Source organism: Parafrankia sp. EAN1pec (assembly GCF_000018005.1).
GTDB lineage: Bacteria > Actinomycetota > Actinomycetes > Frankiales > Frankiaceae > Parafrankia > Parafrankia soli.
The window spans coordinates 6,171,307-6,190,533 of sequence record NC_009921.1; the positions used below are offsets into that span (position 1 = coordinate 6,171,307).

At 73.3% G+C, this 19,227-nt stretch carries 17 protein-coding genes and 4 tRNA genes; 8 read left to right on the forward strand and 13 right to left on the reverse strand.

From position 1 onward, the window contains the following. The first annotated feature begins 631 nt into the window (after nt 1-631). Nucleotides 632-1,351, forward strand: coding sequence for a hypothetical protein (locus FRANEAN1_RS25270; protein ID WP_049795756.1), 720 nt, complete (start codon nt 632-634; stop codon nt 1,349-1,351). Here the strand turns inward: FRANEAN1_RS25270 and FRANEAN1_RS25275 are convergent. The 4 genes from FRANEAN1_RS25275 to pgsA form a co-directional block, all read right to left on the reverse strand. After that, on the reverse strand, nt 1,264-1,827 hold the full coding sequence (locus tag FRANEAN1_RS25275; RefSeq protein WP_041254792.1) for a hypothetical protein: 564 nt from the start codon (nt 1,825-1,827) through the stop codon (nt 1,264-1,266). The genes FRANEAN1_RS25270 and FRANEAN1_RS25275 overlap by 88 nt on opposite strands. Nucleotides 1,828-1,959: 132 nt before the next feature. Next, nucleotides 1,960-3,093 (reverse strand): glycosyltransferase family 4 protein, encoded by a 1,134-nt coding sequence (locus FRANEAN1_RS25280; RefSeq protein ID WP_020462625.1) that lies wholly within the window; start codon nt 3,091-3,093, stop codon nt 1,960-1,962. A 13-nt stretch (nt 3,094-3,106) separates the two neighbouring features. After that, on the reverse strand, nt 3,107-3,967 hold the full coding sequence (locus tag FRANEAN1_RS25285; protein ID WP_020462626.1) for a phosphatidylinositol mannoside acyltransferase: 861 nt from the start codon (nt 3,965-3,967) through the stop codon (nt 3,107-3,109). Nucleotides 3,968-3,992: 25 nt separating this feature from the next. After that, nucleotides 3,993-4,850, reverse strand: a complete 858-nt coding sequence (gene pgsA / locus FRANEAN1_RS25290; RefSeq protein WP_041254793.1) for a phosphatidylinositol phosphate synthase — start codon at nt 4,848-4,850, stop codon at nt 3,993-3,995. 314 nt (nt 4,851-5,164) lie between these two features. Here pgsA and FRANEAN1_RS25295 point away from each other — a divergent pair, with 314 nt between their 5' ends. After that, nucleotides 5,165-7,465, forward strand: coding sequence for an elongation factor G-like protein EF-G2 (locus FRANEAN1_RS25295; RefSeq protein WP_041254794.1), 2,301 nt, complete (start codon nt 5,165-5,167; stop codon nt 7,463-7,465). 128 nt (nt 7,466-7,593) lie between these two features. Here FRANEAN1_RS25295 and FRANEAN1_RS25300 read toward each other — a convergent pair whose 3' ends face one another. Further along, complete coding sequence (locus FRANEAN1_RS25300; protein WP_041256518.1) at nt 7,594-8,163, reverse strand: HIT domain-containing protein; 570 nt, start codon at nt 8,161-8,163, stop codon at nt 7,594-7,596. Nucleotides 8,164-8,463: 300 nt separating this feature from the next. On the opposite strand from FRANEAN1_RS25300, the gene FRANEAN1_RS25305 reads away from it, so the two are divergent. Then, nucleotides 8,464-9,888, forward strand: a complete 1,425-nt coding sequence (locus FRANEAN1_RS25305) for a cytochrome P450 (RefSeq protein ID WP_020462630.1) — start codon at nt 8,464-8,466, stop codon at nt 9,886-9,888. A gap of 253 nt (nt 9,889-10,141) precedes the next feature. On the opposite strand, the gene FRANEAN1_RS25310 is transcribed toward FRANEAN1_RS25305, so the two are convergent. Continuing rightward, a tRNA-Val gene (locus FRANEAN1_RS25310) sits at nt 10,142-10,213 on the reverse strand. Nucleotides 10,214-10,753: 540 nt separating this feature from the next. Here FRANEAN1_RS25310 and FRANEAN1_RS25315 point away from each other — a divergent pair. Further along, nucleotides 10,754-11,185 (forward strand): SsgA family sporulation/cell division regulator, encoded by a 432-nt coding sequence (locus FRANEAN1_RS25315; protein ID WP_018500117.1) that lies wholly within the window; start codon nt 10,754-10,756, stop codon nt 11,183-11,185. 125 nt (nt 11,186-11,310) lie between these two features. Here the strand turns inward: FRANEAN1_RS25315 and FRANEAN1_RS25320 are convergent, their stop codons facing one another. Continuing rightward, nucleotides 11,311-12,447 carry a chorismate-binding protein gene (locus tag FRANEAN1_RS25320; RefSeq protein ID WP_198145367.1) on the reverse strand — a complete coding sequence of 379 codons (1,137 nt, stop codon included), beginning with the start codon at nt 12,445-12,447 and terminating at the stop codon, nt 11,311-11,313. A gap of 662 nt (nt 12,448-13,109) precedes the next feature. Between FRANEAN1_RS25320 and FRANEAN1_RS25325 the strand changes: the two genes are divergently transcribed. The 3 genes from FRANEAN1_RS25325 to FRANEAN1_RS25335 all read left to right on the forward strand — a co-directional run bounded on the left by FRANEAN1_RS25325 (nt 13,110) and on the right by FRANEAN1_RS25335 (nt 13,384). Next, nucleotides 13,110-13,181: transfer RNA gene (locus FRANEAN1_RS25325), tRNA-Gly, on the forward strand. Nucleotides 13,182-13,224: 43 nt separating this feature from the next. Continuing rightward, nucleotides 13,225-13,296, forward strand: a tRNA-Cys gene (locus tag FRANEAN1_RS25330). A 13-nt stretch (nt 13,297-13,309) separates the two neighbouring features. Continuing rightward, nucleotides 13,310-13,384: transfer RNA gene (locus FRANEAN1_RS25335), tRNA-Val, on the forward strand. 184 nt (nt 13,385-13,568) lie between these two features. Here FRANEAN1_RS25335 and FRANEAN1_RS25340 read toward each other — a convergent pair. Continuing rightward, nucleotides 13,569-14,444, reverse strand: a complete 876-nt coding sequence (locus tag FRANEAN1_RS25340) for an N-acetylmuramoyl-L-alanine amidase (protein WP_020462632.1) — start codon at nt 14,442-14,444, stop codon at nt 13,569-13,571. A gap of 227 nt (nt 14,445-14,671) precedes the next feature. Then, complete coding sequence (locus tag FRANEAN1_RS25345) at nt 14,672-15,487, reverse strand: DUF3097 domain-containing protein (protein WP_020462633.1); 816 nt, start codon at nt 15,485-15,487, stop codon at nt 14,672-14,674. 170 nt (nt 15,488-15,657) lie between these two features. Between FRANEAN1_RS25345 and FRANEAN1_RS25350 the strand changes: the two genes are divergently transcribed. Then, complete coding sequence (locus FRANEAN1_RS25350) at nt 15,658-16,269, forward strand: isochorismatase family protein (RefSeq protein ID WP_020462634.1); 612 nt, start codon at nt 15,658-15,660, stop codon at nt 16,267-16,269. 77 nt (nt 16,270-16,346) lie between these two features. Here FRANEAN1_RS25350 and FRANEAN1_RS25355 read toward each other — a convergent pair whose 3' ends face one another. The 4 genes from FRANEAN1_RS25355 to FRANEAN1_RS25370 all read right to left on the reverse strand — a co-directional run bounded on the left by FRANEAN1_RS25355 (nt 16,347) and on the right by FRANEAN1_RS25370 (nt 19,147). After that, nucleotides 16,347-16,640 (reverse strand): DUF4193 domain-containing protein, encoded by a 294-nt coding sequence (locus FRANEAN1_RS25355; protein ID WP_018500123.1) that lies wholly within the window; start codon nt 16,638-16,640, stop codon nt 16,347-16,349. 192 nt (nt 16,641-16,832) lie between these two features. Further along, entirely contained in the window at nt 16,833-17,366 is a 534-nt protein-coding gene (locus FRANEAN1_RS25360; RefSeq protein WP_041254795.1) for a DUF3145 domain-containing protein, read from the reverse strand. 252 nt (nt 17,367-17,618) lie between these two features. After that, nucleotides 17,619-18,677 (reverse strand): SPFH domain-containing protein, encoded by a 1,059-nt coding sequence (locus tag FRANEAN1_RS25365; protein WP_083788328.1) that lies wholly within the window; start codon nt 18,675-18,677, stop codon nt 17,619-17,621. A 2-nt stretch (nt 18,678-18,679) separates the two neighbouring features. Continuing rightward, nucleotides 18,680-19,147 (reverse strand): NfeD family protein, encoded by a 468-nt coding sequence (locus tag FRANEAN1_RS25370; RefSeq protein WP_041256521.1) that lies wholly within the window; start codon nt 19,145-19,147, stop codon nt 18,680-18,682. Between the last annotated feature and the right edge of the window lie 80 nt (nt 19,148-19,227).

The following is a 19,227-nucleotide window of genomic DNA, read 5'->3' on the forward strand; positions in this document are numbered from 1 at the left end:
GACCGGCACGGCCACGCGGGGACCAGGCTGTTCGGTGGTCGTTCCGGGCCGGACGGACCCGGACGGACATGGATTCGGCTCCATGGTACGGCCGAGACGCGCATGCCCTACCCCATCTTCGGCATCGTGGAGATCACCACCGACGGTGGCGATCTCCACACCGGGGCCCCGCATCAGGCGGCGCACCGGAGGGCACACCGGGTGTCCGTACCGATATCCGCCCGGTGACCAGCGCAGTATCCTGCCGTGCCACGACGCAGAACCTTCCAGGAGAGTCATGACAAGTCCCTACGGCGGTGGACCGCCCGGCCCGCAGTCTGGACCTGGGCAACCTGCTCCTGGACAGCCGCCGTGGGGTGGCGGCGCGCCCGGCGGCTACGGGCCCCCGCCCGTCGCCAGGCCCTACCCTGGGCCGGCGCCCAGCGGGCCGTATCCGGGCCGGCCGGGTGGTGGCCCGCCGCCCTTCCCCGGCCCCCCGCCGCCGACCGGACCTCCGCCAGCCGGGCCGTACGCGGCGCCGGGCGGGCCCTACGCCGCGCCGGGGCCCGCGGGGCCCCAGCCGTGGGCGCGGCCGGGGCCCGCCGGATGGCCCGGGGGGACGCGGTGCCGGATCTGCGGTGCGGCCCCGGCCGTGCCCGCGACGATCCGCGGGCACCAGGGCTTCATCATTTTCATGCGGTTCCGCGCCGAGCACGGACCGTTCTGCCGCACCTGCGGCACCGCGACGCTGCGCGCCATGAACGCGCGAACGCTCTGGCAGGGCTGGTGGGGCATCGCGTCGCTGTTCATCACCCCGGTGATCCTGCTGCTGAACTTCACCGAGCACTCGAAGATCGGCAAGCTGCCCCCGCCAGGGCCCGCCCTCGCCCCGCCGCTGCGGCCGGGACGCCCGCTGTTCCGCGGGCCCGAGGCCCTCGGCCTGCTGGTCCCGCTCCTCGTGCTCGCGCTGGTCGTGGCGGCGATCGCGACGAGCGACCCGAGTGAGGCGGGGGCCCGCTCCGGCGACTGCGTCCGCCGGGACGGCCAGCGGATCTCGATCGTCGACTGCGCGTCACCGCAGGCCCAGTACGTCGTCCTGACCAGGATGGACGGCGACTCCGACGCCCGGTGCGACCTCTGGACGGAGACGACCGCGAGCTACACGCAGACCGGGCCGGGGCCTGACTTCGTCCTGTGTCTCGGGCCGGTGCCCAGCGCGGGCGCGGGGCAGCCCGACCAGAGCGCCGTGCCGGACCAGCAGGGGACGACGCGCAACGCGAGCGCTCAGGCTCCGGGGATCCCTGCCGGGTCGTCCGAACGGGGCGGGGGGTCCTCCTCCCGGGCGGGCAGCGCGTCGTCGATCTCGAAGTAGGCAGGCAGCGGCCGGCGCCCTGACAGGTGCAGGACCCGCACCAGGCGCCGGCCGGCGAGCGAGCGGACGTCGCCGACCGCGTCGTTGTGGAACTGGCGGGCCAGGGCCACCCGGGCCGCCGCCGAGTCGACGGCGAGTACCTCCTCCGGGGCGCGCTGCCCCACGGCGACGACGGCCGGGGCGCGCAGCGCCCGGCTCAGCGCGTTCTCCGCGTCCTCCGCGGTGGTGCCCAGACCGGCGCCGGCGAGCAGGGCGACATGGCCGGCCCGGGCACGCTCGGCCATGTCGGCGAGCTCGGCGAGGTCACGGCGGCGGGCGAGCTCGTGCGCCGCGTCGGCCCGGGCCATGAGCTGGACCACGAGGCCGGCGCGCGCCGCGTCGACCCGGCCGGCCAGCCGGTCGAGTCGACTCGCCAGCCAGGTCAGGTAGGTGGCGATCACCACTACGGCCACCACCACGACCACCACGGCTGTCATCTCGCGCAGCGTAGTCAACCCCGGTGGACAGGTCACGGCCGGTCGGTGATATCGGCCGGCGCGGGATATCGCCAGGCACGGGATACCGGCCGGCGCCGCAGTCCGGCCGCCGCGGGATACCGCCCGGCCGGCTCAGCTCTCCTCGGGGGCGGCGACCGACACCGGGCGGTCGCCGGAGACCATCTCGTACACGCCGACGATGCTCTGGGCGATCACCCGCCAGTCGTACCGGGCGACGACGGCGCGGCCGCGCTCGGCCAGCCGGGCTCGCTCGGCCGGGTCCTCGATCAGCTCGGCCAGGTTCGCCGCCAGCTCCGCCGGTTCCCCCACCCCGAACAACCGCCCGGCCCGCCCATTATCGAGCACCCGCCGGAACGCGTCGATGTCGCTCGCGACGACCGGCGTCCCGGCCGCCATCGCCTCGAGCAGCACGATCCCGAAGCTCTCCTGCCCTGTGTTCGGGGCACAGTACACGCTGCCGGAGGCGAACACCGCGGCCTTGTCGGCCTCCGGGACGAGCCCGACCAGATCGACCCGGCCGAGCAGCGCGGGGTCGATGCGCGCGCGCACCGCCTCGGTGTCGCCGGGGCCCGCGACCAGCAGGCGGACGTCCGGCACCTTCTCGACGAGCATCGGGAACGCCGCCATCAGCACGTCCAGGCCCTTGCGCGGCTCGTCGATCCGGCCGAGGAACGCCACCGTCGGCGCGGTGCCGTAGCCGGGCAGCGGGCGGGCGCCCTCGAAGGCCCGCACGGCCACTCCGTTCGGGATGAGGATCGCGCCGGTGCCGAGGTGCTCCACGAGCGTGCGCCGCGCCGCCTCGGAGACCGCGATCCGCGCCCGCAGCTTCTCCAGCGACGGCTGCAGCGCGCGGTGCCCCGCGGTGAGGATCCTTGACCTGGGGTTGGCGGTGTGGAAGGTCGCCACCAGCGGACCGTCCGCGAGCATGCAGGCCAGCAGGCTGACGCTGGGCGCGGTCGGCTCGTGCGCGTGCAGCACGTCGAAGTCGTGCTCGCGCAGCCACCGACGCACCCGGGCGGCCGAGACCGGCCCCATGAGCAGCCGGGCCACCGAGCCGTTGTAGGGCACCGGCACCGCGCGGCCGGCGTCCACGGCGTACGCCGGCAGCGTGGACTCGTCGTCCACCGGGGTGATCACCGAGACCTCGTGCCCGGCGTCGAGCAACGTCTCGGCGAGGTCACGCACGTGCGCCTGGACGCCCCCGGGCACGTCCCAGGTGTAGGGGCAGGCGAGTCCGATTCTCACCGCCGGCTGCTCCTCATGACCGGTCGGGCCAGATCCGCTGGAGCATGTGCCAGTCGGACGGATGGGCGGCGATGCCGGAGGCGAACTCGTCCGCGAGCCGCTGGGTCATGGCCGGGATGTCGGTGTGCTCGACCTCGGGATGGATCCGCGCGCTCCAGCCGTCGTCGTCGAACCACAGCGTGACCGGCAGCAGGACCGCCCCTGTGCGCAGCGCGAGCGCGGCCGGCCCCGGCGGCATGGTCGCCGTCGCCCCGAAGAAGGTGACGGCGACCCCGGCGGAGCTGAGGTCGCGGTCCGCCAGCAGGCACAGGGCGCCGCCGGCGCGCAGCCGCTCGGCCAGCAGGTCCGACGGCGGTTGCGTGCCGCCGGTCAGCGGGATGACCTCCATGCCGAGCGCGGTGCGGAACCGGACGAACCGCTCGAAGAGCTCCTCGGGGCGCAGCCGCTCGGCCACCGTCGTGAACGGGATGCCGGTGGCCACCAGCCACGCCCCGGCCTGCTCCCAGTTCCCCATGTGCGGCAGGGCCAGGATGACGCCCCGGCCGGTCGCGTGCGCGCGGCGCAGCCGGTCCTCGTCGAGCACCCGCATGGCACCGACCAGCCGGCGGGTCGGCATGTCCTGGAGACGGAAGACCTCCATCCAGTACCGCGCGTAGGAGCGCAGCGCGGACCGGGTCAGCGCGTCGAGGTCGGTGCCCGGCGGCACGACCCGGGCCAGGTTGGCGCGCAGCCGCGCCGTCCCGCGCCCGCCACGGCAGTGGGCGAGATCCGCGGCGCGGGCGAAACACCAGGCGGCGACGCGCTCGGGCAGCAGCCGGACGAGACGCCACCCCAGCACGTAGCCGAGCAGCGTCACCCGCCCCGCGGACGTCATCGACGGTCGGTTCCGATTCGCGCGGTCAGTGGCCCGGAGCGACCCGCGGCACCGCGGGCACCGGCGGCTGCGGCTGCGGTGCCAGCACGGCCGGCTGCTGTGCCGGCACCGCCGGCTGCTGCGCGCCGCCCGCCCCGGCCGGGGTGGGCGCGCCGTCCATGCCGCCGCCCGCGCTCATGACCGACGCGGCACCGGACGGGTCGCCGCCCGGCGAGCCGGGCTGCTCGGCAGCCGGGTCGGGTGCCGGCGAGCCGGCCGGCGGGGCGAGCGTGGGCCGCCCGGACCGGACGAACTGGCGGTGCACGTGCACCACCCGCTGGCTCACGGTGAGCAGGGTCGCCCCGACCAGGAACCACAGCGCCGCGGGCAGCAGGTAGGGCACGCCCAGGCCGTACAGGCCGGCGGCCACGAGCAGGATCAGCAGACGCTCGCCGCGCTCGGCGAACCCGACGTCACAGCTGAACCCCAGGCCCTCGGCGCGGGCCTTGACATACGAGGTCACGGAGCCGGCGACCAGGCAGAGCAGGGCGGCGCCCGCCAGCGGCAGCGAGTCGCCGTCGCCCGCGTACCAGATCACCAGTGACCCGAAGATCGCGCCGTCGCCGACCCGGTCGGAGGTCGAGTCCAGGAACGCGCCCCACTTGGAGGAGATGCCGCGGGCCCGGGCGATCACCCCGTCCACCAGGTCCGAGAAGACGAACAGGGTGATGACGAGCGTTCCGACGAAGAACACTCCGCGGGTGAAGAAGCCGAGGGCCCCGCCGGCCACCCCGATCGTGCCGATCACCGTCACCATGTCGGGTGACACCGACGAGCGCGCGGCCCACTGGCTCAACGGATCGAGCACCTTCTGGATCTGGGGTCGCGCCTTGCTTGCGAGCATGTCCGTCCCGTCGTCTCTGGCGTACCGCCCGGGTTGGGGCGGTCTCACAGTACCGCCGTCACGATCCGCTCATATCCGATCACGGTCGGAGCTGGGGTTGTTCCCCACGTCACATCGGAGGACTCTTCGGGGTACATACCAGTGCCCGCGGCGGACACATGACAGACACGGCGCGCAGGACCTGCCACGCAGAACACAGGACGCCCGCGGGGTACGGCCCCTCGGCCGGCCGCGGGCACCGCGAGCCAGGCGGATCCGCGCCGGCGGAGTCGCGCCGGCGCACCGGCTCCGCCGCACCCTGTTGGGAGGCCGGAATGTCAGCAACTCCGCGCGATGTACGCAATGTGGTCCTCGTCGGGCACACCGGTGCCGGCAAGACGACCCTGCTGCGGCATCTCCTCCAGGTGGCCGAGTTCCTCGACGGGCAGCCCGCCACCACCATGCCAGCCGCCGGCAACGGCAACGGCAACGGCAACGGCAACGGCAACGGCGGGAAGGGTGGCAACGGCCGCGCCAACGCCAACGGCAACGGCAGAGGCACCGGCGGCCAGGCCCGCGCCGGGGCCGGGGCCGACGGGGGCGCGCCCGGGGTGGGTGCCGCCGGGGGCGGCGCGGGCGCATCCCCCGGCGGAGAACCGGCCCAGCGGAGCATCTCGCTCGTCCTGGCTTCGTTGCGCCACCGTGGCCTGGCCGTGAACCTGCTGGACACCCCCGGATACCCGGACTTCGTCGGGGAGCTGCGAGCGGGCCTGCGCGCGGCGGACGCCGCCCTGTTCGTCATCAGCGCCCTCGAGGGCATCGACGGGTCGACCAGGATGCTCTGGGAGGAGTGCGCGGCGGTCGGCATGCCCCGCGCGATCGCCATCACCCGGCTGGACCATCCCCGGGCCGACTTCGACGCGACCCTGCTCGCCTGCCAGGAGACTTTCGGCGCCGGAGTCCTGCCCGCCTACCTGCCCGAACCCGGCGGCGCGGAGCCGTCCCGGCTCGTCGCCCTGCTCACCGGACGGGTGATCGAGTACTCGGCCGGGACCCGCCGCGAGCAGGAGCCCCCGGCCGAGCTGACCGGCGCCGCGGGGGCGGCGCGCGGCGCCCTGGTCGAGGGGATCATCGCCGAGAGCGAGGACGAGAGCCTGCTCGAGCGGTACCTCGGCGGCGAGGAACTCGACCCCAAGATGCTGCTCGACGACCTGGAGACCGCGGTGGCGCGCGGGTCGTTCTACCCCGTCCTGCCGCTCGCGGTACCGTCGCGCGCCGCGGCCGGAGCGCGTGGCGTGCCGCCCGGCCTGGGCACCGTGGAGCTGCTCGACCTGTTCGCGCACGCCTTCCCGTCCCCGCGCGAGCACCCGCTGCCCAGCCTCACCCGCCCGGACGGCTCACCGTGCCCACCGGCGGTCGGCGACCCGGCCGGACCCCTGGTCGCCGAGATCGTCCGCACCACCACCGACCCGTACATCGGCCGGATGTCCCTCGTCCGGGTCTTCTCCGGCATCCTGCGCCCCGACGCGGCCGTACACGTCTCAGGCCACGGACGGGCGGCCGCCGGACATCCCGACCACGACGACGACGAGCGGGTCGGGGCGCTCTCGCAGGCCGTCGGCATCGCGCTGCACTCGGTCGACGAATGCGCCGCCGGCGGGATCTGCGTCATCACCCGGCTGTCCACCGCCGAGACCGGGGACACCCTCTCCGACCCGGCGGACCCGCGCCACCTGCCCGCCTGGACGATGCCGGAGCCGCTGCTGCCCGTAGCCGTGCGCGCCCCGGCCCGCTCCGACGAGAGCAAGCTGTCCGCGGCGCTGGGCCGCGTCTGCGCCGAGGACCCCACCCTGACCGTCACTCAGGACGCCGAGACCGGCCAGCTCGTCCTGTGGTCCATGGGCGAGGCCCACTGCGACGTCGTCCTGGACCGCCTGCGGGAGCGGTTCGGCGTCACCCTCGAGAAGATCCCGCTGCGGGTTCCCATGCGGGAGACGCTGCGCGGGCCGGCCGAGGGCGTCGGGCGGCTGGTGAAGCAGTCGGGCGGCCACGGGCAGTACGCGATCTGCCGCCTCAAGGTCGAGCCGCTGCCCGCCGGCAGCGGCTTCGAGTTCGTGGACGAGGTCGTCGGCGGCGCGGTCCCCCGCCAGTTCATTCCCTCGGTGGAGAAGGGAGTGCGGGCCCAGCTGGAGCGGGGGTTGGAGGCCGGGTTCCCCGCCGTCGACCTGCGGGTGCGCCTGGTCGACGGGAAGGCGCACAGCGTCGACTCGTCCGACATGGCCTTCCAGGCGGCCGGCGGCCTGGCGCTGCGGGAGGCCGCGCGCGCGGCCGGCGTGGTGCTGCTCGAACCCGTCCTGGAGGTGCACGTCACCGTGCCCGACGAGCACGTCGGCGCGGTGATGAGCGACGTCTCCGCGCGGCGCGGCCGGGTCGTGGGGATGGCGCCGGTCGGCAACGGCGGCCCGGAGGTCCCGGCGCGCACCGCCATCCACGCGGAGATCCCCGCAGCGGAGATGACCCGCTACGCCGTCGACCTACGCTCCGTGAGCCACGGGACGGGCGTCTTCAGCCGCCGCCCCCTCGGTTACGAGCCGGTTCCCGACCATCTGACGGCCAGGTTCACCGAGCAGTCGTGACCCCGCACGGCCGCCCCGCGCCGGCATGACCCGCGCGGGCGCGGCTGTGCCGGACGGCGCAGGGCCCGACCCTCCCGGGTGACAGCGGGTTACCGCGGACGGCCGCCGGCCCACCCCGCGCGGGTGGGTCAGGCCGTCTGCTCGGTGCGCCGCCACGCCTGCGCGAGCAGCTCCCGCGTCTGGCCGAGCAGCGCCGGCAACACCCGGGTCGCGCCGACGACGGGCATGAAGTTCGTGTCACCGCCCCAGCGCGGAACAACATGCTGGTGCACATGGGCGGCGATTCCGGCGCCGGCCACCGAACCGAGGTTCATACCGGTGTTGAAGCCGTGCGCGCCACTGGCCATCCGCAACGCGCGCAACGCGTGCTGGACGAACAACGACATCTCCACCGTCTCGTCGTAGTCCATCTCGGCATAGTCGGCGACATGGCGGTACGGCACCACCATCAAATGACCCGCATTGTATGGATACAAATTAAGTACGACGTATACGGACTTTCCCCGGGCGACCACGAGGCCGTCCTCGTCCGTCATCGCCACGATGGCGCAGAAGGGGCACTCGTCGTCGGGGGACCGCCCCGCCCCCTTGATGTACGCCATGCGATGCGGCGTGTAGAGACGTTGGAAGGCGTCCGGATGGCCGACACCAGCCTGCTCGTCGACGGGCGTGCCGTCCGGCGCCGCGGTCGCGCTCACCTGCCCGGCCCCGCCGCCGACGGGATCGGCTCCCGCCAGCACCGCCCTCCGACCTGCGCCACCCTCACCACGCTGCCGCCTCCCGCGCCCCGCGAGCCCCGTCCCGCCGCCGCCGATCACCAGCCGGCCCGCCGGTACCCGTTCGAGACACCACGGTACCCACCCGCGGGCCGCGCACGGGCGGCCAGTACAGGCCGCCCGCGGCCGGCGGGACGGTCGGCTGCCCGACCCGGGGTCCAGGATGAATCCCGAGGGCGCGGTACGGGGCCGCTGTCCCCGGAGCGCCTCCTGGAGCCGCACATGTCGATCGACCGCCTCCCCACCGCGGGGCACACCGGGGCGCAGGCACCGGGGCCGGGCCGGGCCACCCCGGCGTTCCTGCGCGAGCTGCTCGCCGACCCGCTCCGCCTGTTCACCCGGCTGCGCACCAGTTACGGCCCGATCGTCCGGGTGCCGGTCGGGCGCGGCGGCTTCCACCTCGTGTGCGGCCCCGAGGCGGTCGAGCAGGTCCTGGTGGGCGAGCAGCGGGCCTACGCGAAGGGCCTGCGCCGGCGCACCATGCCGCCGGGCGAGGGAATCCAGCCGCTGTCCCTGCTGCTCGGTTCGGGCCTGCTCACCAGCGGCGGAGACCTCCACCGGACCCGCCGCCGGCTGATCCAGCCGATGTTCCACCGCGAGCGGATCGCCGGCTACGGCGCCGCGATCTCCGAGCTGTCCCGCGCCACCGCGCTGGGCTGGGCGGACGGCTCCCGCCGCGAGGTCCACACCGACATGAGCGAGCTGACCCTCGCGATCGTCGCCCGCACCGTGTTCGGCGTCGACGTCGACAGCGAGGTGGTCCGGCGGGTGCGCCGCGCCGTCGCCGCGAACATGCGGCTGTCCCAGCTGGCCGTTCTCCCGGGAGCCATACGCCTGCAGCAGCACCTGCCGATCGGCCCGCTGCGAGCGGCACGCGACGCGCGGGACGACCTCACCGCCGTGGTCATGGAGATGATCGAGCAGCGCAGATCACTCGACGCCGCCGGCTCCGACCTGCTGTCCACCCTGCTGGCCACCCGCGACGCCGACACCGGCGCCCCCCTGGACGACACCTCGATCCGCGACGAGGCGCTGACCATCCTGCTGGCCGGTCACGAGACCACCGCGAACGCGATGGCCTGGGCCTACCACCTGCTCGCCACCAACCCGCAGGCCCGCGACCGGATGCACACCGAACTCGACGACGTCCTCAACGGCCGGAAACCGACCACCGCGGACCTGGCCGAGCTGCCCTACACCCGGGCCGTGTTCAGCGAGACCCTGCGCCTGTACCCACCCGCGTGGATCCTCCTGCGCCGCACGACGAGGGACGTCACCCTCACCGGGTACCACCTGCCCGCGGACACGAACGTCCTGCTGAGCCAGTGGGTGATCCACCGGGACCCCACCTGGTGGCCCGCCCCCGAGGAGTTCCGCCCCCAGCGCTGGCTGACCCCCGACCCCACCCGCCCGAAGTACGCCTACTTCCCCTTCGGCGGCGGAACCCGCCAGTGCATCGGCAACACCTTCGCCGAGATGGAAGGAGCACTGGCCCTGGCTGCGATCAGCTCCATCCGAACCCTGACCCCCACCCCAGGCCGCCCGGTAACCCCCATCCCCCGCGTAACCCTGCGCCCCCAGCCCCTACAGATGACCGCCCACCCCCGCACACCTCACCCCACCCCCGCCACCCACCAGCCTCACTGACACCTCACACCCCCACCCACCAGCCTCACTGACACCCCACACCCTCCACCCACCAGCCGCGCAGCGCACTTAACCCCCGCCACCCACCAGCCACACAGAGAGCAACCCCCACCAAAGTGCCACCCCAAACAACAAAGAACCCCCCAGACGCATCACCTGGGGGGCTCGGGGGGCTGGGCCCCCCGAAAGACATCGCGCGGGAGCCCAGGGAGATCCCCCCGAAGGGGGATCGACCAGACCGCGCCCGATCGCGTGGGCGTACGTGGTTTCGAACCACGGACCTCTGCCGTGTGAAGGCAGCGCTCTACCACTGAGCTATACGCCCGATTTGGCCTGGTTGGGTGCCTGGCCGGGTGCACCCGTGTGGGTGCTCCGAGGCCTGGACGACCTTCCGGAACCGCCCCTCGGCTGGGATGTGTTGCGTCCTCGCTGAGGTTGGACTCAGCTTACACGGACGGGACCGAGTGTCGGACGGGGGGTGGCCGCCGGACGGATGCGGGCATGTCAACCCTCCGGCCGATGGCCGGACAGCGCCGGGTTGACCGGGACTCGCCGTGGTTGAGACGGGTCCGGACAGGGAAGGCTATGAGTGGCACGGCCTCGGCAGAACGGCCATTGTGCTCGGGGGAACCCTCAGTCGAACGCGGACAGCGATCGTCCGGCCACGTAAGGCCGACGGCCGCGCATACCGCGCCGGCCGGGTCTTCTCGGAGGACTTCGGTCGGGCTTCCTGGGTAGGGCAACTCGCCCGAATCGCCGTAACGGATGTTGTCTTGGCATAACCTTGTTTCCAACGGGACTCAGAGAGGGAACTATCTCGTTACACGGGTGCTCGCCCGCACCACGCACCATGAGAGGCCGCCCGATGACTATTCGTCACGATTCGATCACCGCAGAACTCGCCCTTCGGCTCGTCGTTCCCGGCGGCGCCCCGGTTCCGGTCGCCGCCACCGTCCGATACGAGCCTGCTGACCCTTATGCGGTCAGCATCGGCTTCCGTACCGGCGCCGACGAGGTCGTCGAATGGACATTCGCCCGGCAGCTGCTGAGCGACGGCGTGCGCCGGCCAGCCGGCGACGGCGATGTCCAGGTCTGGCCCGCCGCGCAGTCGGGCGGGCGGATCGTCTGCCTGTCGTTGTCCAGTCCATCCGGTCACGCTCTGTTCGAGATGCCGCGCGCGGAGGTGCTGGCCTTCCTCCGCCGCACGTACTCCGCTGTACCGCTCGGCGGGGAGAGCGACGTCATCGACCTGGATGCCGAACTCGCCCTACTGATCTGGGGCGGCCCCGAGCGGTGATCTCCCCGGGGTCGGCACCGTGTCCGACCCCGGCAAACCGGTGCGGGCACTTCCGGCACAGATCAGGCGCACGATCATTCGCCTGGTGGGGAGCACTTCCCCACCAGGCGTTTCGCTGTCCGCGGTCAGCGGGCCGCCGCGATCCGCCGGGTCCGGGCCGCCTCGCGTGGCGGCATGGAGGGACCGGTCCGGCCGTCCCGCCCTGGTGACGAGGCCAGGGCAAGCAGCCGGTGCGCCTTCAGCTCGGTCTCGCGCCATTCGGCCTCCGGGTCGCTGCCCCAGGTGATGCCGGCGCCTGTCCCGAACCAGATCCGCTCGTCGGCGAGCCAGAACGTGCGGATTCCCACCGACAGCCAGCCACGTCCGCTGTCGGCGTCCACCCAGCCGATGCCGCCGCAGTAGTGGCCGCGCGCCACCGGCTCCAGCTCCCGGATGATCCGCAGCGCGCTCGACTTGGGCGCTCCCGACACCGAGCCGGGTGGGCAGGTCGCGGCCAGCAGCTCGGCCCACCCCACGCCCGGCGCGAGCGTGGCCTGCACGGTCGACACGAGGTGAACCAGGCCGGGATGCCGTTCCACCGCGCACAGCGCGGGCACCGTGACGCTGCCGGGCCGGGCGACCCGTCCCAGGTCGTTGCGAACAAGGTCGACGATCATGACGTTCTCCGCGACGTCCTTGTCCCGCAGGTCGGCGACCGTGCGCCCGGTGCCCTTGATCGGGCCGGACCGTACGAGGTCGCCCTCCCGCGACAGGAACAGCTCCGGTGAGGCCCCGACGATGCGTACGCCGGCCTCGGGGGCGTCGAGCACCACCGAGTAGGGGGCCGGGTTGCCCGCGGCCAGGACGGTCGCCAGCGCGGCGAGGTCCGTGCCGGCGGGGCCGGGGACGGTAGGCGCGGACAGCAGCCGGCACAGGTTCACCTGGTAGACCTCGCCGGCGGCGATCTCGGACCGGATCGCGTGGACGCCGGCGATGTAGGCCGCGGCGTCCATGCTCGTCGCCCAGTCCGTCCGGGCGGGGCCGCGCCACGGCCCGGCCGCGAGCGCCGTGACGTCAGGCGCCGGGCGCACGTGCCTGAACCGGACGCAGCGGGTACGACCCTCGAAGTCGACGACGACTCCCCAGAAGCCACCGCGGTCGAGCACCCGGAGGTCGTCGTGCACCTCCACGACCCCGGTGGCGAGCCTGCCGCCCGCCAGCAGATAGGACTCCCGGCCGCGAACCCGCGCCGCGACGGGCCCGCCGGTCGCTCGTAGACGCACCTTCGTGCCGCTCCTGTCCGTCGAGCCCCCGTGCGTTGTGCCCCCATTCGCCCCAGTCATCCTGATCACCGTATCGCCGTGGTCGCCGTACCCCACGCCCAGGTCACCGTGCGCGTGGCGCCCGGAGACGGCGGAGGTTTTGCCCTGTGCCCCTGTGTACGCGCCTCCGCCCCACCACCCCTGTTCTGCCTACCCCTGTTGTGCGCCGTCCCTCACCAGGCATGGCCCCCACGCCCGGCCCCGCGGTCGTCCGGCCGCAGGCTGGCCGGCCAGTCCCCCGGCCGGACGGCTCCCGCCCCGCTCTCCCGCCCCGGCCCTGCTCCCCGCCCAGGTCCCAGACCTTCGCCCGCCCGAGTTCCGGGGCTGCCGCCCGTCCTGGTCCTGACCCTTACCCACGGCGGGCCCGGCCCCCGCCCACCGCGCGCCGGGCCCGCGCGGCCGGGCGACACACCGGTGACACCAAGATCGTGCTCCAACGCAACATCTCATCGACACCAGGGCGACATCCGGGCGACATCCGGGCACGGTGGCACCCACATTCGACGACCGCCCCGATCGTCCGCTAGAGTGCTACCTGCACCGCCAAGCGGGACGCCAGTCAGATCGGCGCCCCACCTGCTCGTGGTAAATTCCTCCTCGTAGCAGAAGCAGCAGCGGAGCATGCGGACGTGGCTCAGTGGTAGAGCATCACCTTGCCAAGGTGAGGGTCGCGGGTTCGAATCCCGTCGTCCGCTCGGAAGCGGTGTGGTCAGAAGTAAAGCCATCACGGCCTTTCACGGCGGAGTGGCCGAGTGGTTTAGGCAAGGGCCTGCAAAGCCCTGTACGCGGGTTCGATTCCCGCCTCCGCCTCTGATCAGGTTCCGGGCGATTAGCTCAGTGGGAGAGCGCTACCTTGACACGGTAGAGGTCACTGGTTCAATCCCAGTATCGCCCACCACCCGCGCTATCAGCGCAAACGGCCATCCCCCAGGGGATGGCCTTTCTGGTTTCCCGGGCCCCTGCGTGCACCAGGCGAACATCATGGTCCACTTGCGACACACGGCCGAGGCGCACAGCCCGGACCATCGGCGCGCCCACCGCGACAGCCCGAAGCCGGCCAGCCCGCCGACCCTCGGGGCCGGCTAGCCCGTGGCCGGCCTGGCCACGCCGGTCGAGGCGCCGGACGGGGCGCTGACCAGGAAGGCCGCGAGGCCGTCAACGATGCCCTCGGCCGCCCGCTGCCGCCAGGCAGCGTCGCTGATCCGCCCGGCGTCGCCCGGGTTGTGCATGTTTCCGCACTCGAGGAAAACCTTGGGAACACGGGAGAGATTGAGCCCGCCGAGATCCGAGCGGACCGTGATCCCGTCATCTCCCAGATAGTCCGCCCGACGCTGGCCGGTCGCCGCACCGAAGGTGCCTCGCAGCAGATCCGCCAGCCGCGCCGAGGCGGTGAGAATGCCCCCGTTTCCACCGTCCGGACTGGCCGCAGGCGCGATGACGTGAAATCCGCTGCCTTCGGACGGCCCGCCGTCGGCGTGAATGGAGACCACAGCCTCCGCGCCGGCCGCATTTCCGATCCGGGCCCGCTCGTCGACGCAGGGACCGACGCCCGTGTCGTCATTGCGGGTGAGTATCACCGTCGCCCCGCGCGAGCGCAGCAGGCCCGCGGCCCGGGTCGCCACGTCGAAGGTGAATGCGTGCTCCGGATATCCGGCGTCGGTCTCCGCACCGGCGGTGTCGCATTCCTTCTGGAACCCGCCGGCGTCGACGAGGCGGTTGATGGCCGATCCCGCGGCACCGTTCCCGCCGTTGTGGCCCGGGTCGAGCACGATCGTCCGCCCGGTCAGCGCATGGGGATCACGCAGGGGCACCGCCGTGGATGCCGCCTGGGGCGGCCGGGGTGGATCCGACGACCCGGGCCAGAAGGCCATCCCGGCCAGCGCGACAGCGATGGCGACCAGGGATGCCACGCCGAGCAGCACGTAGGGCGAAACTCTCCTTGGCGTGTACCTGGGCATGTCAGCCCCCGATTCTGTCCGCCCCCTCCTGGACACGGCCTCCTCCAGCGTCCGGCGTTGACTGGAGCGAGATCGGCAGGGCTGGGCCGGAAGACCGGAAAGTCCGAACCGACCGTACGCGACCGACCGCCTCGCCGACTCGTCGGGGCCGGCCTCGACCGGGGCGCGGCGTGGTCCTGGTCGAGGCATCCAGCGGTCTCGGCCAGCGGCGGCCGGGCACTACCTCGTCAGGGTTGCTCGGTGACGAAGTCGATCAGCCGCTCGACGGCCCCGAGCAGGCCCGGTTCGAGGTCGGCGTACGAGTCGACGGCGCCCAGCACCCGGCGCCACATGTCGGCCGGCTCGGCGACCCCCAGCGCCCGGCAGACGCCTTCCTTCCACTGCTGCCCGCGCGGCACCCGCGGCCAGGCTTCGATCCCGACCGAGGAGGGCTTCACCGCCTGCCAGATGTCGATGTAGGGGTGCCCGGTGACGAGCACGTGCGCGCCCGCGACCGACGCGGCGATGCGGCTCTCCTTCGACCCCGCCACGAGATGGTCGACGAGGACACCCAGCCGGCGCCCGGCCGCCGGCTGGAAGCTCGCGACGATCGACGGCAGGTCGTCCACGCCGTCCAGCGGCTCGACGACGACGCCCTCGATCCGCAGGTCGTCGCCCCACACCCGCTCGACCAGCGCGGCGTCATGCAGGCCCTCGACGTAGATGCGGCTGGCGCGGGCCACCCGCGCCGGCAGGCCGGGGACGGCGATCGATCCCGAGGCGGTACGGCTGGGCCGGGCGGGCGCGGCCGGACGGGGGCGGGCCAGGGTCACCCGCTCGCCGTCGAGGAGAAAGGCGCCCTCGCCGAGGGGGAAGACCCGACGGCGCCCGCGGCGGTCCTCGAGCATCACGCCGCCGGCCTCCACGCCGACGACCGCCCCGCAGTAGCCCGAGTCGGCGTCCTCGACCACCAGGTCCGGCTCGATCTCGACCGTCCGGGGCTTCCTGGGCGCCCGGCGTTCGGGCTGGGCCAGGACGTCGTGTCCGTAGTCGCGACTGCGCACGCCCGCAACTTACAGTGGGACAGGCGCGGGCATTCCCGGCGACACGCCGCCCTCCACCCACAGGCGGGGCGGAATCCGCGGGCGGGGCGCGGGGCAGTCTGCCGAGCGGCGCGGGCAGGCGCGTCCGGGGCCCGGGCGAGGCGCCGCCGGATCGGGATCGAGGTGACGCGATGGCAACGCGGTACGGGCCCGGCGTGGCGCTGGTCGTCCTCGACCTGCAGAACGACTTCGCCGCGCCCGGGGGCAGCCTCTACGTCGACGGCGGCGAGGACATCGTCGCCGGGGTGAACCGGGAGATCGCGGCGGCGACGAGCGCGGGCTCCCCTGTCTTCTACACCCAGGACTGGCATCCGCCGTCCACGCCGCATTTCGTCACCGAGGGCGGGATCTGGCCGCCGCACTGCGTGCGAGACACGCCCGGGGCGCGCCTGTGCCCCGACCTGACGGTGGCCGGTGAGGTGATCCGCAAGGGCGTGGACGGCCACGACGGGTACTCGGGCTTCTCCGTCCGTGACCCACGTTCGGGCGAGCAGTCGGCGACCGTGCTCGGCGAGCGGCTTGCCGCAGGCTCCGTCCGCACGGTCGTGGTGGTGGGCCTGGCTGGTGACTACTGCGTGCTGGAGACGGCGCTCGACGCCCGTGCGCTGGGTCTGGAGGTGACGCTCCCGCTGGAGCTGACCCGGTTCGTCGAGCTGGCGGAGGGTGATCGCGAACGCGCGATCGCCCGGATGGTCGGGGCGGGCGTGCGGGTGGAGGGCCTGGCCGCCAGGGGACGGGGCTGACGCCGCCCCGCCGGGTCACCCGCCGCGGCGCTGCCGCGGGCTCCCGCGGCGGTGCCGCTGTCGGTGTGAAGCCGCTGTCAGGCGGCGCAGTCCCGGCACACCATCCGCCGGGCGTCGTAGAGCTGGCTGCGGTGGTGGACAAGGTAGCAACTGGTGCAGGTGAACTCATCTGCCTGCCGAGGCAGGACGCGGACGGTCAGCTCCTCTCCGGACAGGTCGGCGCCGGGCAGGCCGAGCTCGGTCTCGAACGGATCGACATCGTCACCGAGGTCGGCCGCCGCGTCCGCCCGCCGGGCCTTGAGCGCCTCGAGGCTCTGCTCCGAGGTTTCCTCGATATCGGCTGTGCGGGGGGTGTCGTAATCGGTGGCCACTGAAGTACTCCCAGAAAGGTTGTGCGCTCGTCGTGCGCAACCCACAACGCACGACCCCGGGGGTATGTGCCCGTCAGGCCCACGCGAACACGATGTGGGCTTGGCCACAGGGAGGTGAGCGCGGGCTCACAAGGACACACACGGGCCTCTAACGGGGCAATCTCCCCGGGCACGGAATGTCGTCGGCGGACGTCACCCGGTACGACGCAGCCAGGTGACCGGAGCTCCGTGCGCCCCACGGCGCAGCGGCTCGAGGACGTCGTCCCAGGCGGTTCCCAGCAGCCGGTGCAGGCCCCGCGAGAGGGTCTCCCGCGCCTCGCCGCGCTCCATCAACGCCAGCAGCGCCCCCTCGCCGACGACGACGTCCCCGTTGGCGGCGATCGCGGCCCGGTGCAGGCCGAGATCGGGAGTGAAGGAGTAGCGCTCCGCGTCGCAGCCGGGCGAGGGCCCCTCGACGGCCTCGAACGTGACATGACCCAGCCGGCGCAGGACGGCGGCGAGCCGCCCGGCGGTTCCCGGGCTCGCCCGCCATTCCAGACCGGCATACAGGAAACCGGGCCGGCCTGGCTGCGCCGTCCAGGTCAGGGAGACCGGGGCGGACAGGGCACCGGACACGGCGAACTCCAGGTGCGGGCACAGTGCCGGCGGACATGCGAGCACCGCCAACTTGCCCGGCACGGCGAAGGACGACGAGCCGGAAGACAGCTCACGAGCTGTCGAGGACATTGCCACCACGCGGGACCTCCGTCGACGAGGAACGCCTTCCCCTGCGTCTCGTCACGTCGGACCCCTCGAATACCAGTCGATCGTGCCATGACCGGCGTTCGAGGACTAGACCCACCCCCTCCCCTGGTGCCACATGTGGTGACCCCCACCCCGGCGGAAGGGCTGGTCCGCGGGCCGCGCGGGCCCAACGTCCCGGCCGGCCACGGGCGATGGTCGGGTCCGCGCCGGGCCTGGTCCGCCCGTCCCGCCCCGTCAGTCGCGGGCAGGCCCCGGACCGGCCACGTGCCCCGGATCCCGGCTGTACGACCCCGCTGGTCCTGCCGTGCTGACTGGTCCTGCCGTGCTGACTGGTCCCGCCGTGCTGACTGGTCCCGCCGTGCTGACTGGTCCGACCGAGCCGGTCGGACCAGCCGGACCAGATGGGCCGGCTGCCCGGCCACCGACGTCGAACAGGCCGCCTGGCCCGGCCAGGCCACCGAGGGCGGCGGTGAGCTCGCTGGGGACGATCCACAGCTTGCTGGCCTGGCCCTCTGCCAGCCGCGGGAGCATCTGCAGGTACTGGTAGGCGAGGAGCTTCTGGTCCGCGTCGCCCTCGTGGATGGCGCCGAAGACGGTGCCGATGGCCTTCGCCTCGCCCTCGGCGGTGAGGATCTGGGCCTCCCGGTGGCCTTCCGCCCGCAGGATCGCGGCCTGCTTCTCGCCCTCGGCCCGCAGGATCTCGCTCGCCTTGACACCCTCGGCGGTCAGGATCGCGGCCCGCCGGTCGCGTTCGGCCCGCATCTGCTTCTCCATCGAGTCCTGGATGGAGCGGGGCGGGTCGATGGCCTTGAGCTCCACCCGGTTGACCCGGATGCCCCACCGGCCGGTCGCGTCGTCGAGCACCCCGCGCAGCTGCCCGTTGATCTGGTCGCGCGAGGTGAGCGTGCCCTCGAGGTTCATCCCGCCGATCACGTTGCGCAGCGTGGTCACGGTGAGCTGCTCGATGGCGCGGATGAAGTCGGCGATCTCGTAGGTGGCCGCGCGCGGGTCGGTGACCTGGAAGTAGATGACGGTGTCGATCCCGACGACGAGGTTGTCCTCGGTGATGACCGGCTGGGGCGGGAAGCTGACCACCTGTTCCCGCAGGTCGATCCGCTCCCGGATCCGGTCGACGATCGGCAGCACGATCGCCAGGCCCGGCGTCAGCGTGCGGTGGTAGCGCCCGAGACGCTCGACCACCATCGCCCGGGCCTGCGGCACGATCCGCACGGTCCGCGCCAGGAAGATCAGGACCACCAGTGCCGCGACCGCGGCGGCGATGACTCCGCCCATGTTCACTCCTCAAGCTCCCGACGCGCGGTGTCGCCGCGCTCGACGTCCTCGTGCACGATCACGTGGGCACCGTCGACGCGCAGCACCCGCACGGTGGCCCCGATCTCGAACTCGTCCGTCGCCGGGTACGACCGCGCGGACCAGACCTCGCCGGCGAGCCGGACTCGGCCGGTCGACCCGTCGACCCGTTCCAGGACGACGGCCGGCGTTCCGACCAGGGCGTCGGTCCCGGTACGCAGTACGGGGCCGCTGGTGAGGTGGCGGCGGGCGACCGGCCGCAGGCCGAACGTGAGCCCGCCCGCGGCGACCGCGAACCCCACGAGCTGCACGATCAGGTCGGCCCCCAGGACTGCGAGGCCCGCCCCCACCAGCGCTGCGAGCGCGAACATGACCAGGACCAGGTCGAGTGTGAGCAACTCGCCGACGACGAGCGCGCCGGCAACGATGATCCACACAACCTCGTCCGCCATGACCATCACCCTAATAAGATCAACTATCCTGCGATCAACGAAACCTCAATGGCGGCAGTGGACGAACCGGTCGGGGTTCG

Coding starts and splice junctions, on each gene's coding strand:
- FRANEAN1_RS25350 (WP_020462634.1), top strand. CDS start 15,658: ATGGCAACGCGGTACGGGCCCGGCGTGGCGCTGGTCGTCCTCGACCTG.
- FRANEAN1_RS25365 (WP_083788328.1), bottom strand. CDS start 18,677: ATGGGCGGAGTCATCGCCGCCGCGGTCGCGGCACTGGTGGTCCTGATC.
- FRANEAN1_RS25275 (WP_041254792.1), bottom strand. CDS start 1,827: ATGACAGCCGTGGTGGTCGTGGTGGTGGCCGTAGTGGTGATCGCCACC.
- FRANEAN1_RS25295 (WP_041254794.1), top strand. CDS start 5,165: ATGTCAGCAACTCCGCGCGATGTACGCAATGTGGTCCTCGTCGGGCAC.
- FRANEAN1_RS25360 (WP_041254795.1), bottom strand. CDS start 17,366: ATGTCCTCGACAGCTCGTGAGCTGTCTTCCGGCTCGTCGTCCTTCGCC.
- FRANEAN1_RS25370 (WP_041256521.1), bottom strand. CDS start 19,147: ATGGCGGACGAGGTTGTGTGGATCATCGTTGCCGGCGCGCTCGTCGTC.
- FRANEAN1_RS25285 (WP_020462626.1), bottom strand. CDS start 3,967: ATGACGTCCGCGGGGCGGGTGACGCTGCTCGGCTACGTGCTGGGGTGG.
- pgsA (WP_041254793.1), bottom strand. CDS start 4,850: ATGCTCGCAAGCAAGGCGCGACCCCAGATCCAGAAGGTGCTCGATCCG.
- FRANEAN1_RS25305 (WP_020462630.1), top strand. CDS start 8,464: ATGTCGATCGACCGCCTCCCCACCGCGGGGCACACCGGGGCGCAGGCA.
- FRANEAN1_RS25340 (WP_020462632.1), bottom strand. CDS start 14,444: ATGCCCAGGTACACGCCAAGGAGAGTTTCGCCCTACGTGCTGCTCGGC.
- FRANEAN1_RS25315 (WP_018500117.1), top strand. CDS start 10,754: ATGACTATTCGTCACGATTCGATCACCGCAGAACTCGCCCTTCGGCTC.